Below are 16,035 nucleotides of genomic sequence, written 5' to 3'. Positions count from 1 at the left end.
GAGCGGGCCCATTCGAGCGGGGTGAGGGATATGGCGACCAAGGACACCGGCGGCGGACAGCAGAAGGCGACGCGCTCCACGGAGGAGGTCGAGGAGACCACCACGGAGGCGAGCTCCGACCTCCAGGAGCGCCAGGAGAAGCTGAGCGAGGACGTGGACTCCGTCCTGGACGAGATCGACGACGTCCTGGAGGAGAACGCCGAGGACTTCGTTCGATCGTTCGTGCAGAAGGGCGGCGAGTAGCCCCCTCGCGCACCTGTCGTCCTCCGTCCCCGGAGCCCCGGAGAAAGCCGCGGGTCCGGGGACGGATGACAGGCCGTGGCACGGGTAAGGTCCGTGCACAGCAAGCAAGATCGGCCCGCGCTCCGCACGGCGGGCCGACTCTCCCACCCGGAAGGAATCGCGTGGAAGCCAACCCTCGTAGCACCGGGCGTCTGCCGGCGGCCTTCCTGACGCCGGGCTCGTCCTCGTTCCTGGACTTCCTGTCCGCGCACTCGCCGGATCTGCTCCCCGGCCACCGGAAGCTTCCGGAGGGCATCGTCGAGGCCCCCCACGGCACGACCATCGTGGCCGCCACGTTCCCCGGCGGGGTCGTCCTCGCAGGCGACCGCCGCGCCACCATGGGCAACATGATCGCGCAGCGGGACATCGAGAAGGTGTTCCCGGCCGACGAGTACTCCGCGGTCGGCATCGCCGGCACCGCCGGCCTGGCGGTGGAGATGGTCAAGCTGTTCCAGCTGGAGCTGGAGCACTTCGAGAAGGTGGAGGGCGCGACGCTCTCCCTGGAGGGCAAGGCGAACCGCCTCTCCACCATGATCCGCGGCAACCTCGGCATGGCCATGCAGGGCCTCGCCGTCGTGCCGCTCTTCGCGGGCTGGGACGAGGGCAAGGAGAAGGGCCGGATCTTCTCCTACGACGTGACCGGCGGCCGCTCCGAGGAGCACGGCTTCGCCGCCACCGGCTCGGGCTCGATCTTCGCCCGGGGCTCGATGAAGAAGCTCTACCGCGACGACCTGACCGAGCAGCAGGCCACCACGCTGGTCGTGCAGGCCCTGTACGACGCGGCGGACGACGACTCCGCGACCGGCGGCCCGGACCTGGCCCGCCGGATCTTCCCGATCGTCACCGTCATCACCGACGAGGGCTTCCGCAGGCTCACCGAGGCCGAGTCCTCCGAGCTTGCCCGGTCGATCACCGAGCGACGGCTCGAGCAGCCCGACGGGCCGCGCGCCGCCCTGCTCTGACCACTCGTCGCTCCAGAAGCCCAGAAGAAAGGGACGGACCGCCGGTGTCCACTCCGTTCTACGTCTCACCCCAGCAGGCCATGGCCGACCGGGCCGAGTACGCCCGCAAGGGCATCGCCCGGGGCCGCAGCCTCGTCGTCCTCCAGTACGCCGACGGCATCGTCTTCGTCGGCGAGAACCCGTCCCGCGCCCTCCACAAGTTCAGCGAGATCTACGACCGGATCGGCTTCGCGGCCGCCGGCAAGTACAACGAGTACGAGAACCTGCGCATCGGCGGCGTGCGCTACGCCGACCTGCGGGGATACACCTACGACCGGGACGACGTCACCGCGCGCGGCCTGGCCAACGTCTACGCGCAGACGCTCGGCACCATCTTCTCCAGCGCGGGGGAGAAGCCGTACGAGGTGGAGCTGGTCGTCGCCGAGGTCGGCACCGAGCCGGAGGGCGACCAGATCTACCGGCTGCCGCACGACGGCTCGATCGTCGACGAGCACGGCTCGGTCGCGGTCGGCGGGAACGCCGAGCAGATCAGCTCCTTCCTCGACCAGCGGCACCGGGACGGCATGTCCCTGGCCGAGGCCCTGAAGCTGGCCGTGCAGGCGCTCTCCCGGGACACCAACGGCAGCGAGCGGGACATCCCCGCCGAGCGCCTGGAGGTGGCGGTCCTGGACCGCACGCGCCCGCAGCAGCGCAAGTTCAAGCGGATCGTCGGGCGGCAGCTGTCGCGCCTCCTGGAGGCGGACAACGCGGCGGTGACGAAGACGGACGAGCCCTCCGACGAGGCTCCCGAGGAGTAGGCGGACCTTTCACCCGAGGGGCCCCGGCGCGCGCGAGCGGTCGGGGCCCCTCGGGCCGTCCGCCTCCGGAAGTGCCTCAGGCGGCCGGGGCGGGCCCCGAGGAGCCCCGGGGGACCAGGGCGACGGGGAGGGTCTCCGGGCGGGGCGGTTCGCCCGTGAGGACGGCGAGGAGCGCCTCCATGCCCCGCCGGCCGAACTCCTCGGCGGGCAGCCGGACGGTGGTGAGCTCGGGCTCGACCACCGTGGCCAGGGCCATGTCGTCGAAGCCGGTGACCGACAGGTCCTCCGGGATGCGCAGACCGAGCCGGCGCGCGGCCTTGTAGACGCCGGCCGCGAGGATGTCGTCGTCGCAGACCACCGCCGTGGGACGGGGCCCGGGGGCGGCCAGGGCCAGGGTCGCCGCCTCCCGCGCGTCCGCGACGTTCAGCGGCGTCCGCACGGTGCGGACCTCCGTCCCGCGCAGCTCCCGGGCGAGCGCGTCGGCCCGGACGTCGAAGGTCCAGGACGGGGCCGCGGACGCCAGGTGCAGGAAGCGGCGGTGGCCGAGATCGAGCAGGTGCCCGGTCACCCGGCGCATCCCGTCCGCCACGTCGAGGTTCAGATGGGCGGCGGCGCCCGTGCCGGCCGGGTCGCTGTCGAGCATGACGAGCGGCAGGTCGGTGCCCCGGAAGGCCTCCAGGGCCTCGGCCGCCATGGAGGAGGCGATCACGCCGTCGAGGGCGGCCTGCGCGGAGGCGAAGGGGTCCCGGGCCGGTCCCACGCCGTCGGGGGAGGGGTAGAGGACGACGCCGAAGCCGTGCCGGGCCGCCGCCTCGGCGGCGCCCGTGTAGACGTGGGCGAAGAACTCGTTGGTGAGGGCCGGGACGACGAGCAGGGCCGTCCTGGTGCGGCCGAGCCGGAGGTTGCGGGCGGCCAGGTTGGGCCGGTAGCCGAGCCCCCGGGCGGCCTCCCGCACGGCGCCCGCGGTGCGCTCGGAGACCCGGCCGCGCCACTTGTCGCCGAGCACCAGGGAGACGGTGGCCTGCGAGACGCCCGCGGCCCGGGCGACGTCCCGGCTGGTCGGGCGTGTGCCGCCGGGCGGCTCCGGGGTCTGCACACAAGCCTCCGCGTCGGACGGTCCCAGGGACGCGGGGTGGACCCGCGTACAGCCGTCATGGTACGTATGACGTCGGACGTTATACGTAAAACTTCGGGAAGATCCGAGGCGAGGGGAGACCGGCATGGCCACCGAGGCACCGGCACACGGCGGCTATCTCGACATACTCCGGGCGCCGCACGCGGCCCGGCTGCTCGCCGGCACCCTCGTGGGGCGCCTGCCCCACGGCACCGGCCCCGTCGCCCTCACCCTCTTCGTCCGCGACCAGGGCGGCAGCTACACCCTCGCCGGCGGCCTCATCGCCGCCTACGGCATCGCCACCGCCCTCGGCCAGCCCCTCCTCGGCCGGGCCGTCGACCTCAAGGGCCAGCCCCGGGTCCAGCTGCCCGCCGCCGTCCTCTCCGCCCTCGGCATGGCCCTGCTCGCCCTCACCGGCATCGGCCACCTCGGCCTCGCCTACGCCGCCGTCGTCCTCGCGGGCCTCTTCACCCCGCCCCTGGAGGGCGGCCTGCGGGCCCTGTGGCCGAGCGTCCTCGGCCGCGAGGACCGGGTCCACCGCGCGTACGCCCTCGACGCGGTCGCCCAGGAGGTCATGTTCACCGCCGGGCCCCTGCTCCTGACGCTCCTGGTCTCCCTCTGGTCCCCGGCCGCCGCCCTCCTCGTCATCAACGCCCTGGGTGTCCTCGGCGCCCTCGCCGTCGTCCTCTCCGAGCCCTCCCGCACCTGGCGCTCCGCACCCCGCGAGGCCCACTGGCTGGGCGCCCTGCGCTCGCCCGGCCTCCTCGCCCTCCTCGGCTCCTTCTTCTTCGTCGGACTCGCCCTCGGCTCCATCACCGTCGCCGCCGTCGCCTACGCCGACGACCGGGGCACGCCCTCCGTCTACGGCTGGCTCATGGCAGCCCTCGGCCTCGGCGCGCTCCTCGGCGGCGTCGCCTACGGCGCCCGCCGGTGGGCCGGGGCGCCCGAGCGGCGCCTGCGCGTCCTCGTCCTGCTCCTCGCGGTCTGCTACCTGCCGCTGGTCCTCGTCCCCGGCCCCGCGGCCATGACGGGCCTCTCGGTCCTCTCCGGCGTCTTCCTGGCCCCCGCCCTCGCCTGCGCCTTCCTCGTCGTCGACCGGCACGCGCCGCGCGGCACCGTCACCGAGGCCTTCTCGTGGCTCGTCACCACCTTCGGCGTCGGCTCGGCCCTCGGCTCCGCCGTCGCGGGACCCGTCGTCGAACTCGCCGGGACCGCGTCCGGCTTCGCCGTCGCAGGAGTGGGCGGCCTCGTCGCCTTCGCCGTCCTCCTCGCCACCACCCGCGTCCTGGACGCCCCCACGGCCCCCGAACCTCCCGGCGCCGGGGCACGACACGCCGCCGACGCGGACGCCCCCGCCGCCGCGCACGGCGAAAAGAACACGCCCTGATCGGAAAATGATCCGAACGTGAGTGTCCAACCCGGTTTCAGCACAGGCCGTCAGGCGTAATGTTCAGTCATGGACCGCCGCATTTTCGGGCTGGAGAACGAGTACGGCGTCACGTGCACGTTCAGGGGACAGCGCCGACTGTCTCCTGACGAAGTGGCGCGCTACCTCTTCCGCCGTGTCGTGTCATGGGGCCGCAGCAGCAACGTCTTCCTGCGGAACGGCGCCCGCCTGTACCTCGACGTGGGTTCGCATCCGGAATACGCAACGCCGGAATGCGACAACGTGACCGAACTGGTCACCCACGACAAGGCCGGCGAGCGCATTCTCGAAGGCCTGCTCGTCGACGCCGAACGCCGCCTGCACGAGGAGGGAATCGCGGGCGACGTCTACCTCTTCAAGAACAACACCGACTCGGCCGGAAACTCCTACGGCTGCCACGAGAACTATCTCGTCGCCCGCCACGGGGAGTTCTCCCGGCTCGCGGACATCCTCATTCCCTTCCTCGTCACCCGGCAGCTCATCTGCGGTGCGGGGAAGGTCCTCCAGACCCCGCGCGGCGCGGTCTACTGCGTCTCCCAGCGCGCCGAGCACATCTGGGAGGGCGTCAGCTCCGCCACCACCCGCTCGCGCCCCATCATCAACACCCGGGACGAGCCGCACGCCGACGCCGAGCGCTACCGCAGGCTCCACGTCATCGTCGGCGACTCGAACATGTCCGAGACGACCATGCTGCTCAAGGTCGGCGCCACCGACCTCGTGCTCCGCATGATCGAGGCCGGCACCGTGATGCGCGACCTGACCCTGGAGAACCCCATCCGGGCCATCCGCGAGGTCAGCCACGACATCACCGGCCAGCGCAAGGTCCGGCTCGCCAGCGGACGCGAGGCCTCCGCCCTGGAGGTCCAGCGCGAGTACTACGAGAAGGCCGTGGACTTCGTCGACCGCCGCGGCATCCGCAGCGGCACCGTCGCCCAGGTCCTGGAGCTCTGGGGCCGCACGCTCGACGCGATCGAGGCCGAGCAGCTGGACCGCATCGAGACCGAGATCGACTGGGTCATGAAGTACAAGCTCATCGAGCGGTACCGGGCCAAGCACAACATGACCATGTCGAACCCGAGGGTCGCGCAGATAGACCTCGCCTACCACGACATCCACCGCCGCCGCGGCCTGTACTACCTGCTCCAGAAGAACGGGCAGGCGGCCCGGATCTGCAACGACCTGAAGATCTTCGAGGGCAAGTCCGTGCCCCCGCAGACCACCCGGGCCCGCCTCCGCGGCGACTTCATCCGCCGCGCCCAGGAGCAGCGCCGGGACTTCACCGTCGACTGGGTCCACCTCAAGCTCAACGACCAGGCGCAGCGCACGGTCCTGTGCAAGGACCCGTTCCGCTCCGTCGACGACCGCGTGGAGAAGCTGATCGCCGGCATGTGACCGGTTCACCGCAAGGGTGAACGCGGCGTACGGAAGCTGACCCGGACCCCGGGTCAGCCCCGTGCGCCGAAGGCCGCGCCCCCCTGGGGGCGCGGCCTCGGTTCCGTGGGTCGGGTACGGCAGAACCCCTGCGGGGCACGGGCCGCACCGTAGAGTGTGGACGTTCCCATGGCCCCGACTCCCAGTTGGACTGATGAACTACAACACGAAGCGACGCATCGCCGCGCTCTTTGCCGTGCCCGTCCTGCTGATCACCGCCGCGTGCGGTTCGGACTCGGAGAAGGGCGGCTCCTCGGACGGCGCGGTGGCCGAGGTCAAGGGGAAGTTCGGCGCCCAGCCGGACGTCGTCGTCCCCAAGGACGCCAAGGCCGCCGGCAAGACGGTGATCGAGACCGTCACGGAGGGCAGCGGGGCGACGGTCAAGAAGGGCGACTTCGTCAGGCTGGACTGGACCGTCGAGAAGTGGCAGGACGACAAGCCGCTCGGCGGCACCTGGGCCCAGCAGCAGACGCCCGCCGCCGAGGGAGCCCACCCGCAGTCCGTCGAGCGGCTCGGCCAGCCGAGCCAGCAGCTGCCGGAGAAGGTCCTCAACGCGGTGGAGGGCAAGAAGGCCGGCTCCCGCATCCTCGTCCAGGGGACCGCGGGCGACCTGGTCGGCGAGAACCTGAACCCGCAGTCGGGCCTGAAGGCCACCGACACCCTGGTCTGGGTCGTCGACGTCGCGGGCGCCGCCACGGTGGACTCCAAGGCCGAGGTCAAGGGCACCCAGGCGGCGCCCGCGGCCGGCATGCCGGAGGTGAAGGCCCCCTCCCAGGCCGCCGCGACGATCACCATCCCGAAGGGCGAGAAGGCCCCCACCGCGCTCAAGGAGCAGGTGCTCATCAAGGGCACGGGCCCCAAGGTCGAGGCGGGCCAGGGACTCATCGCCCAGTACACCGGCGTGAAGTGGGAGGACGGCAAGAAGTTCGACTCCTCCTGGGACCACGGGGGCGCCACCGCCTTCCAGATCGGCACCGGATCGGTGGTCCAGGGCTGGGACAAGGGCCTGGTCGGCAAGAACGTCGGCGACCGCGTGCTCCTGGTGATCCCCCCGGCGCTGGGCTACGGGGCCAACCCGAGCAGCGAGCTGGCGAAGAACACGCTGGTCTTCTCGGTCGACATCCTGGGCGTCGCCTGATCGGCGGACCGACCGCCGGACCGATCGTCGATCCGGTCACCGGCATCACCACTCCGGTCACCGACGTCACCGATTCGATCACCGATCTGTGAGACTGTTCCGGATCGACGCACCACAAGAAGGAGCACACAGCAGTGAGCATCGAGAAGCCCGAGGTCGACTTCCCGGGTGGCGAGCCGCCGAAGGACCTGGAGATCAAGGACATCTGGGAGGGCGACGGCGACATCGCCGAGGCCGGCGACGTCGTCCAGGTCCACTACGTGGGCGTGGCCTTCTCCACCGGCGAGGAGTTCGACGCCTCCTGGAACCGCGGCACCCCGCTCGGCTTCCAGCTCGGCGTCGGCCAGGTCATCCAGGGCTGGGACCAGGGCGTCCAGGGCATGAAGGTCGGCGGCCGCCGCCAGCTCGTCATCCCCGCGCACCTCGCCTACGGCGACCGCGGCGCCGGCAGCGCCATCGCCCCCGGCGAGACGCTGATCTTCGTCTGCGACCTCGTGGGCGTCGGCAAGCGCTGACCCGCCCCGACGAGGTCCCGAGGACCCCCGCCGTCCACGGCGGGGGTCCTCGGCTTTTGTCCCGGGACCCCGGGACGGTACGGTCGGACGTCCGAGAAGTGGAACCGGCGGAAGAGGTGCGGGGCGTCAATGGCGATTGCCAAGTCCGAGCGGCTGATGAATCTCGCGCTGTGCCTGCTCGGGACGCGCCGCCCGCTCAGCAAGCGCGAACTCCGCGGCTCCATCGAGGCGTACCTCGAAGCGAGCGGCGAGGACGCCTTCAACCGCATGTTCGAGCGCGACAAGGACGATCTCCGCGAACTCGGCCTCGTCATCGAGACCGTCGAGAACCTGGACGGCGAGACCGGCTACCTGGCCCGCCGCGACTCCAACCGGCTGCCGCCCATCACCCTCGACGCCGAGGAGGCCGCCGCGCTCGGCCTCGCCGCCAAGGTCTGGCAGCAGGCCCGCCTCGCCGGAGCCGCCAGCGGCGCCCTCCAGAAGCTCCGTGCCGCCGGCATGCCCGAGGCGGAGGACTCGTACGACGTCCAGCCCAGCGCCCTCGAACCCCGCATCCCGGTCCGCGAGGCCGCCTTCGAGCCCCTCATGCTGGCCTGTCGCGACCGGCGGCCCGTCGTCTTCGACTACCGCAAGGCCAACGCCGCACGGCCCGAGCCCCGCCACGTCGAGCCCTGGACCCTCGAATGCTGGCGCGGCCACTGGTACCTCGCGGGCTGGGACCGCGACCGCGGCGCCGAGCGCGTCTTCCGCCTCTCCCGGATCACCGGCAAGGTCCGCTCCCGGGCCGGCGCCTTCACCGCGCCCGTGCCCGACGTCGTCACCGTCCGGGAGACCGTCGAGAGCTGGGCCGGCGAGACCGCCACCCGCTCCGCCCGCATCCGGCTCCGCGCCGGCGCCGGCTACCCGCTGCGGGCCCGCGCCCAGTCCGTGCGGGAGGGCGCCGACGGCTGGGACGAGCTGGAGATCCCGTACGGGCACGGCCTCGACGCCTGGCTCGTCGAGTTCGGCCCCGACGTCGTCGTACTGGAACCGGCCGATCTGCGGGCCGACGTGGTGGACCGGCTGCGCGCCGTGGCCAAGGGCTGAGGGGAAAGACGGACGCATGGCTGCCAACGCGATCGACCAGACGAGGCGGATGCTCTCCCTCGTCACCTACCTCCGCGAGCGCCCCGGCGCCCACGTCGCCGACGTGGCGCGCGCCTTCGGCATCACCGAGGACGAGCTGATCTCCGACCTGGACGTGCTGCCCATGTGCGGCACCAGCTTCCGGGGCGGCGACCTCCTCGACATCGACACCGACGGCGACCGGATCTGGTGGCACAACCCCGACGACGTCGCCGCCCCGCTGCGCCTCGCCGCCGACGAGGCGACCGCCCTGCTCGTCGCCGCCCGCGCCGTCGCCACCCTCCCGGGGCTCCGCGAGAGCGACCGGGAGGCCCTGCTGCGCGCCACCGCCAAGCTGGAGGCCGCGGCCGGCGAGGCCGCCGGGGCCAGCGCCCGGCTCTCGGTGACCTTCGAGGCCGAGGGCGGGGTCTTCGCCGAGGTCGACCGGGCGATCTCCGAGCGCCGCCGGCTCTGGGTGCGCTACTACTCGCCCGCGCGCGACGAGCTCACCGAGCGCGAGGTCGACCCGATCCGGCTCTTCGCCGTCGGCCACACCTACATGGAGGCCTGGTGCCGCCTCTCCGAGGCGCGCCGCACCTTCCGGCTCGACCGGGTCGCGGAGATCCGCCTCCTCGACAAGCCCGCCGCGCCGCCGGAGCTGGAGCTGCGGGACCTCTCCGAGAACCTGGTCCAGCCCTCCGCCGACGACCCCGAGGTCGTGGTCGAGGTCGGCCCCGGCGGCCGGTGGGTCGCCGAGTACTACCCGCACGACCGGGCCGACGAGCTGCCCGACGGCGGCCTGCGGATCACCCTGCGGACGCCGGACCCGGCCTCGCTGCGGAGGCTCGCGCTCCGGCTCGGCAGCGACGGGCGCATCGTCGCGCCGGCCGAGCTGGCCGACAGCGCCAGGACGGCCGCCGCCGCCGCGCTCGCCGCGTACGAGAGCGAGTGAGGCACGGCGGGGACGCCCCGCCGGCCCTCGTCCCGCCGCGGGCCGGCGGCACGGGGACCGGGGAGCCGTGGGTCGGTGAGACGGGGGTCGGCGCGTCACGGACCGATGAGTCGTGGACCGGTGAGACGGGCGCCGGAGCGTCACGAGCCGTGGAGTCGTGGGCCGGAGGGGCGAGCGGGCCGGGAGCCGGACAGGAAGTCGGATCGGGAGCGGGAGAGATGGGGAAAATGTCCGTGATGCACGGTTTTGCGGTGACGGTGGCGCCGGTCCTCTTCAAGGCCGCCTGCCCCGACTGTCGTTCCCGCTTCGAACTCTCGGCCAACGCCCTGCGCCTCGCCATCGGGGCCAGTCGCCGCACCACCTTCTACTCCTTCACCTGCCCCGAATGCGGAAGCTCCGTCCGCAAGCCCGCCGGCGAGCGCATCGTCGAACTCCTCACCGGCGGCGGCGTCAGGACACTGCGCCTCCACACCACCGTCTGAACGACCCCCCGCCGCCCACCGTCTAGGCTCGCCCCATGTTCTGGCCCATGCTCGCCATCGCCCTCGGCTTCCTCGGCCTCGCCGTCCTCGGCGTCCTCGCCGTCAAGGTCTTCCTGGAGGTCCAGCGCCTCGGCCGCCAAGTGGCCCGCACCACCGAGCGGATCACCCGGGCCGCCGAAGAACTGGAGGAGGCCGCCACCGACCTCGCCCGCACCGGGGAAACGCTCCGCTGAACCCGTGGCGTACGCTGCGGGAGGCGGCCCCGGCCGGGGCGCGCGGGACGCAATCGGGAGTACGCACGGGCATTGCCCCCCGTTTACTCCTGCGGGTTACGATCGCAGACAGCGCGGTGGCCGGACACCTGTCCGACCCGCCGGGCACGCACACCATGTCGCCTCGGTGAAGAAGGTAAAAGCTATGGGTAGGCTCGGCCCCACCGAGATCATCCTCATTCTCGTCGTCATCATCCTGCTGTTCGGCGCCAAGAAGCTCCCGGACATGGCCCGCTCGCTCGGCAAGTCGGCCCGCATCCTCAAGAGCGAGGCCAAGGCGATGAAGTCCGACGACCAGCAGAACGCGCCCGCCGACCCGCCGCACGCCGGAACCGGAACGCCGGACCAGCCCGCCCCGCGCACCATCCAGGCCGCTCCCGGCGACGTGACCAGCGCGCGTCCCGTGACCGAGCCCACGGACACCACCAAGCGCTGACCCGGTCCGCCGCGGCCGCCGCACCGTGCGGCGGCTGCCGCACGAGATGAGGACGTGGGTTGCTCAAGTCTGCCCGCAAGCAGGAGAAGGACCCCGAGGGTCGGATGCCCCTCGTGGAGCACCTCCGCGAACTCCGCAACCGCATGGCGAAGGGCCTCCTCGCCATCGCAGCGGTGACGATCGTCGCCCTCGTGTACAGCGAGGAGCTGATGCAGTTCCTGACGAAGTCGGTGCCCACCTGCGCACCGGACGTCACCAGCAACGGCGGAAACTGCGCGATCGTCTCCTTCAACACGCTGATGGCCCCCTTCAGCACGACGATCCAGCTGTCGCTGACGACGGGCCTCGTCGTCGCCAGCCCGATCTGGCTCTACCAGCTGTGGGCCTTCGTCGCGCCCGGACTGCACAAGAACGAGAAGAAGTACACGTACGCCTTCGTCGGCGCGGCCGTGCCGCTCTTCGCCGCCGGCGCGTACCTCGCGTACCTCATCCTCCCCATCAGCGTGAAGGTCCTCATCAGCCTCACGCCCGAGGGCTCCGCGAACATCCTCTCTCTCGGCGACGTCCTCGACTTCACCCTGCGCATGGTGCTCGTCTTCGGCCTCGCCTTCGAGCTGCCGCTCGTCCTGGTCATGCTCAACCTCACCGGCGTCCTCACCGGCCGCCGCATGGCCGGCTGGTGGCGCGGCGTGATCATGGGCGTCTTCGTCTTCGGCGCCGTCATCACCCCCACCACCGACCCCGTCGGCATGATCGCCCTCGCCGGGCCCATCACCGTCCTGTACTTCGGGGCCGTCGGCTTCTCCCTCCTCAACGACCGGCGGCGCAGGCGCAACGACCCCGACGCCGAGCTGGACGACGACGAGGCCTCCGCGCTCGACCTCACCCCCGAGACGGTCGGCGCCGTCGAGTCGGTGAGCGCCCCCCGCGCCCTGCCCGAGCAGGCCACCGGGGAGCCCGGCGGCGGAGTGCGGCGCCTCAACGGTTACGACGACATCACCTGATCTTGTAGGGTCCCCCCAGACTCCGTCCGGGGGGACCACTGATGACCAGCGACATCACCCTCTTCGTCAACCCCACCGCGGGCCGCGGCCGGGGCGCCCAGGCCGCCCGGCCCGCCCTCGACGCCCTGCGGGACGCCGGACTCTCCGTCCGCATCGTCCTCGGGCACGACGCCGCCGACGCCCTGCGACGCGCCCGCGAGGCCGTCGCGGACGGCACCGGCGCCCTCGTCGCCGTCGGCGGCGACGGCATGGTCTCCCTCGCCCTCGAGGTCGTCGCCGGGACCCCCGTCCCCCTCGGGATCATCGCCGCGGGCACCGGAAACGACTTCGCCCGCACCCTCGGCCTGCCCGTCCGCGACCCGGCCGCCGCCGCCCGCGTCGCCGCCGGAATCCTGAAGGACACCGGCGGCCGGGCCGTCGACCTCGGCCGCGTCACGAGCGGCGGGACCGCTGCCACAGGAACCTCTGCCGCAGGAACCGCCACCGCAGGGGCCGGGGCCCGCTGGTACGCGACCGTCCTCGCGTCCGGCTTCGACTCCCGGGTCAACGACCGGGGCAACCGCATGCGCCTCCCCGCCGGCCGCTTCAAGTACGACCTCGCGATCCTCGCCGAACTCGCCGCCTTCCGACCCGTCCCCTACCGCCTCACCCTCGACGGCGGACGGATCGTGGAGGTCGACGCCACCCTCGTCGCCGTCGGCAACGGCACCTCCTACGGAGGCGGCATGCGGATCTGCGCCGACGCCCGCACCGACGACGGACTCCTCGACGTCACGGTCGTCGGGGACTGCGACCGCACCACCCTGCTCAAGGTCTTCCCCCGCGTCTACAAGGGCACACACCTCGACCATCCCGAGGTCACCACGTACCGCACCCGCACCCTCGCCCTCGACGCCCCGGACACCACCGGCTACGCCGACGGCGAGCCCCTCGGCCCGCTGCCCCTCGCCGTGGAGTGCGTCCCCGCAGCCCTGCGCGTCCTCGCCCCGGACACCCCCGTACCGCACCCGTAGACCCGCGGTTCCTCCCCCGGCAGCCCCGCCCCCGGCGCGCCTCACCGCCGCTCCACATCCCGCGATAAAGATCGCGTCACTGTCAGAGGTGGCGGGTAGGCTCGACAACAAGATGACAGAGGACCTCACACCAGCCGAGGCGTACGCGGCCGCCCTCGCCCGCAACGCCGAGCGGGCCACCGCGCTGGCCCCCTTCCGCGAGATGTACGACTTCGACCTGGACCCCTTCCAGATCGAGGCGTGCAAGGCCCTCGAAGCGGGCAAGGGGGTACTCGTCGCCGCGCCCACGGGCTCCGGCAAGACCATCGTCGGCGAGTTCGCCGTCCACCTCGCCCTCACCCAGGGCCGCAAGTGCTTCTACACGACCCCCATCAAGGCGCTGTCGAACCAGAAGTACGCCGACCTCGTCAAGCGGTACGGAGCCGACAAGGTCGGCCTGCTCACCGGGGACAACAGCGTCAACGGCGACGCCCCGATCGTCGTCATGACCACCGAAGTCCTCCGCAACATGCTCTACGCGGGCTCCCAGGCCCTCTCCGGCCTCGGCTACGTCGTCATGGACGAGGTGCACTACCTCTCGGACCGCTTCCGCGGCGCCGTCTGGGAAGAAGTGATCATCCACCTCCCCGAATCCGTCACCCTCGTCTCGCTCTCCGCGACCGTCTCCAACGCCGAGGAGTTCGGCGACTGGCTCGACACCGTCCGCGGCGACACCGAGGTCATCGTCTCCGAGAGCCGCCCCGTGCCGCTCTGGCAGCACGTCCTCGCCGGACGCCGGATGTACGACCTCTTCGAGGAGGAGACCGACCACGGCGGCCGCGGCGCCTCCCGCCGCGAGGTCAACCCCGACCTCCTCCGCCTCGCCCGCACCGAGAACACGCGCACGTACAACCCGCGCGACCGGCGGCGCGGCAAGATGGTCCGCGAGGCCGACCGCGAGCGCGAGCGCCGCCAGCGCTCCCGCATCTGGACCCCCGGCCGGCCCGAGGTCATCGACCGCCTCGACGCCGAGGGACTCCTGCCCGCCATCACCTTCATCTTCAGCCGCGCCGGCTGCGAGGCCGCCGTCCAGCAGTGCCTCTACGCCGGACTGCGCCTCAACGACGACGACGCCCGGCAGCGGGTCCGCGAGATCGTCGAGGAGCGCACCGCCTCCATCCCCGCCGAAGACCTCCACGTCCTCGGCTACTACGAGTGGCTCGAAGCCCTGGAGCGGGGCATCGCCGCCCACCACGCGGGCATGCTCCCCACCTTCAAGGAGGTCGTCGAGGAGCTGTTCGTCCGCGGCCTCGTCAAGGCAGTCTTCGCCACCGAGACCCTCGCCCTCGGCATCAACATGCCCGCCCGGTCCGTCGTGCTCGAAAAGCTGGTCAAGTGGAACGGCGAACAGCACGCCGACATCACCCCCGGCGAGTACACGCAGCTCACCGGCCGCGCCGGCCGCCGCGGCATCGACGTCGAGGGACACGCCGTCGTCCTCTGGCAGCGCGGCCTCGACCCCGGCCACCTCGCCGGACTCGCCGGCACGCGCACGTACCCCCTGCGGTCCAGCTTCAAGCCCTCGTACAACATGGCGGTCAACCTCGTCGACCAGTTCGGCCGGCACCGGTCCCGCGAACTCCTCGAAACCTCGTTCGCGCAGTTCCAGGCCGACCGCTCCGTCGTCGGCATCTCCCGTCAGGTCCAGAAGAACGAGGAGGGCCTGGAGGGCTACCGCGAGGGCATGACCTGCCACCTCGGGGACTTCGAGGAGTACGCGCTGCTCCGCCGCGACCTCAAGGACCGCGAGACGGAACTGGCCAAGCAGGGCGCCGCCCAGCGCCGCGCCCAGGCGGCCAGCTCCCTGGAGAAGCTGAAGCCCGGCGACGTCATCCACGTCCCCACCGGCAAGTTCGCCGGCCTCGCCCTCGTCCTCGACCCCGGCATCCCCGCGGGCCGCACCAACGGGCACCGCGGCTTCGAGCACCACGACGGGCCCCGCCCGCTCGTCCTCACCGCCGAGCGGCAGGTCAAGAGGCTCGCCTCCATCGACTTCCCCGTCCCCGTCGAGGCCCTGGAGCGCATGAGGATCCCCAAGTCCTTCAACCCGCGCTCCCCGCAGTCGCGCCGCGACCTCGCCTCCGCGCTGCGCAGCAAGGCCGGACACATCAACCCCGATCGGCACCGCAAGAACCGCTCCGCCGCCGCCGACGACCGCGAGATCGCCCGGCTGCGCACCGCCATCCGCGCGCACCCCTGCCACGGCTGCGACGAGCGCGAGGACCACGCCCGCTGGGCCGAGCGCTACCACCGCCTCCAGCGCGACACCCGGCAGCTGGAGCGGCGCATCGAGGGCCGCACCAACACCATCGCCCGCACCTTCGACCGGATCGTCGCGCTCCTCACCGAGCTCGACTACCTGCGCGGCGACGAGGTCACGGACAACGGCAAGCGGCTCGCCCGCCTCTACGGCGAACTCGACCTGCTGGCGAGCGAATGCCTCCGCGACCGCGTCTGGGAGGGCCTCACCCCGCCCGAGCTCGCCGCCTGCGTCTCCGCCCTCGTGTACGAGTCCCGCCAGGCCGACGACGCCGTCGCGCCCAAGCTGCCCACCGGCAACGCCAAGGCGGCGCTCGGCGAGATGGTCCGGATCTGGGGACGCCTCGACGCCCTCGAAGAGGAGTTCAAGATCAACCAGGCAGAGGGGGTGGGCCAGCGCGAGCCCGACCTCGGCTTCGCCTGGGCGGCCTACCAGTGGGCCTCCGACAAGGGCCTCGACCAGGTGCTCCGCGAGGCGGAGATGCCCGCCGGCGACTTCGTCCGCTGGTGCAAGCAGGTGATCGACGTCCTCGGACAGATCGCCGCCGCCGCGCCCAAGGAGAACAGCACCGTCGCCAAGAACGCCCGCAAGGCCGTCGACTCGCTCCTGCGGGGCGTCGTCGCCTACAGCTCCGTGGGCTGACACTCCTCACCCCATCGGGTGACTTCCGGCCGGGGACCATGGAGATCACGCCATGGTCCCCGGCCTCTGTCGTGTTCTCATCGCCGTTGTCCACAGGCCGTCGTCCACAGGGGTGGCGCGGGGCCCGACCCTTCCGATTGCATGGACTCACATGCAGAGAAGGGCA

16 protein-coding genes are annotated in these 16,035 nt (G+C 72.2%); 15 read left to right on the top strand and 1 reads right to left on the bottom strand.

The window, feature by feature from the left end; all coding sequences use genetic code 11:
• The first annotated feature begins 30 nt into the window (after positions 1–30).
• The 3 genes from CP977_RS07215 to prcA all read left to right on the top strand — a co-directional run bounded on the left by CP977_RS07215 (position 31) and on the right by prcA (position 2,041).
• Positions 31–243 carry a ubiquitin-like protein Pup gene (locus tag CP977_RS07215; protein WP_030213091.1) on the top strand — a complete coding sequence of 71 codons (213 nt, stop codon included), beginning with the start codon at positions 31–33 and terminating at the stop codon, positions 241–243.
• Between the two features lie 161 nt (positions 244–404).
• Positions 405–1,244: a proteasome subunit beta gene (gene prcB, locus CP977_RS07210; protein ID WP_062758797.1), complete on the top strand. Its 840-nt coding sequence runs from the start codon at positions 405–407 to the stop codon at positions 1,242–1,244.
• Positions 1,245–1,288: 44 nt separating this feature from the next.
• Positions 1,289–2,041, top strand: coding sequence for a proteasome subunit alpha (prcA, locus tag CP977_RS07205; protein ID WP_062758794.1), 753 nt, complete (start codon positions 1,289–1,291; stop codon positions 2,039–2,041).
• Positions 2,042–2,117: 76 nt separating this feature from the next.
• Here the strand turns inward: prcA and CP977_RS07200 are convergent, their stop codons facing one another.
• Positions 2,118–3,137 (bottom strand): LacI family DNA-binding transcriptional regulator, encoded by a 1,020-nt coding sequence (locus tag CP977_RS07200; protein ID WP_152369790.1) that lies wholly within the window; start codon positions 3,135–3,137, stop codon positions 2,118–2,120.
• 124 nt (positions 3,138–3,261) lie between these two features.
• On the opposite strand from CP977_RS07200, the gene CP977_RS07195 reads away from it, so the two are divergent.
• The 12 genes from CP977_RS07195 to CP977_RS07140 all read left to right on the top strand — a co-directional run bounded on the left by CP977_RS07195 (position 3,262) and on the right by CP977_RS07140 (position 15,869).
• Positions 3,262–4,542 (top strand): MFS transporter, encoded by a 1,281-nt coding sequence (locus tag CP977_RS07195; protein ID WP_152369789.1) that lies wholly within the window; start codon positions 3,262–3,264, stop codon positions 4,540–4,542.
• Positions 4,543–4,611: 69 nt separating this feature from the next.
• Entirely contained in the window at positions 4,612–5,973 is a 1,362-nt protein-coding gene (pafA, locus tag CP977_RS07190) for a Pup--protein ligase (RefSeq protein WP_030213106.1), read from the top strand.
• 193 nt (positions 5,974–6,166) lie between these two features.
• The gene (locus CP977_RS07185) at positions 6,167–7,150 is read left to right on the top strand and encodes an FKBP-type peptidyl-prolyl cis-trans isomerase (RefSeq protein WP_062758786.1); all 984 of its coding nucleotides are present in this window, start codon (positions 6,167–6,169) and stop codon (positions 7,148–7,150) included.
• 134 nt (positions 7,151–7,284) lie between these two features.
• Entirely contained in the window at positions 7,285–7,665 is a 381-nt protein-coding gene (locus CP977_RS07180) for an FKBP-type peptidyl-prolyl cis-trans isomerase (protein ID WP_062758783.1), read from the top strand.
• A 129-nt stretch (positions 7,666–7,794) separates the two neighbouring features.
• Positions 7,795–8,751, top strand: a complete 957-nt coding sequence (locus tag CP977_RS07175; RefSeq protein ID WP_062758780.1) for a helix-turn-helix transcriptional regulator — start codon at positions 7,795–7,797, stop codon at positions 8,749–8,751.
• Between the two features lie 16 nt (positions 8,752–8,767).
• Positions 8,768–9,721: a helix-turn-helix transcriptional regulator gene (locus CP977_RS07170; RefSeq protein ID WP_062758777.1), complete on the top strand. Its 954-nt coding sequence runs from the start codon at positions 8,768–8,770 to the stop codon at positions 9,719–9,721.
• Between the two features lie 218 nt (positions 9,722–9,939).
• Positions 9,940–10,203 carry a CpXC domain-containing protein gene (locus CP977_RS07165; protein ID WP_062758774.1) on the top strand — a complete coding sequence of 88 codons (264 nt, stop codon included), beginning with the start codon at positions 9,940–9,942 and terminating at the stop codon, positions 10,201–10,203.
• A gap of 35 nt (positions 10,204–10,238) precedes the next feature.
• Positions 10,239–10,436 carry a hypothetical protein gene (locus CP977_RS07160; RefSeq protein WP_062758770.1) on the top strand — a complete coding sequence of 66 codons (198 nt, stop codon included), beginning with the start codon at positions 10,239–10,241 and terminating at the stop codon, positions 10,434–10,436.
• A gap of 184 nt (positions 10,437–10,620) precedes the next feature.
• Entirely contained in the window at positions 10,621–10,911 is a 291-nt protein-coding gene (gene tatA / locus CP977_RS07155) for a Sec-independent protein translocase subunit TatA (RefSeq protein WP_062758767.1), read from the top strand.
• A 59-nt stretch (positions 10,912–10,970) separates the two neighbouring features.
• A complete protein-coding gene (tatC, locus tag CP977_RS07150) occupies positions 10,971–11,915 on the top strand; it encodes a twin-arginine translocase subunit TatC (protein WP_062758764.1) in 945 nt (314 codons plus the stop codon).
• A 41-nt stretch (positions 11,916–11,956) separates the two neighbouring features.
• Entirely contained in the window at positions 11,957–12,928 is a 972-nt protein-coding gene (locus tag CP977_RS07145) for a diacylglycerol kinase (protein ID WP_152369788.1), read from the top strand.
• A 112-nt stretch (positions 12,929–13,040) separates the two neighbouring features.
• Positions 13,041–15,869, top strand: coding sequence for a DEAD/DEAH box helicase (locus CP977_RS07140; RefSeq protein WP_109187032.1), 2,829 nt, complete (start codon positions 13,041–13,043; stop codon positions 15,867–15,869).
• Positions 15,870–16,035: the final 166 nt, after the last annotated feature.

The sequence above is a fragment of the Streptomyces cinereoruber genome, from assembly GCF_009299385.1.
Lineage (GTDB): Bacteria > Actinomycetota > Actinomycetes > Streptomycetales > Streptomycetaceae > Streptomyces > Streptomyces bikiniensis.
Note: the sequence above shows the minus strand (reverse complement) of the source record. Positions and strands in the feature narration are given on the sequence as shown.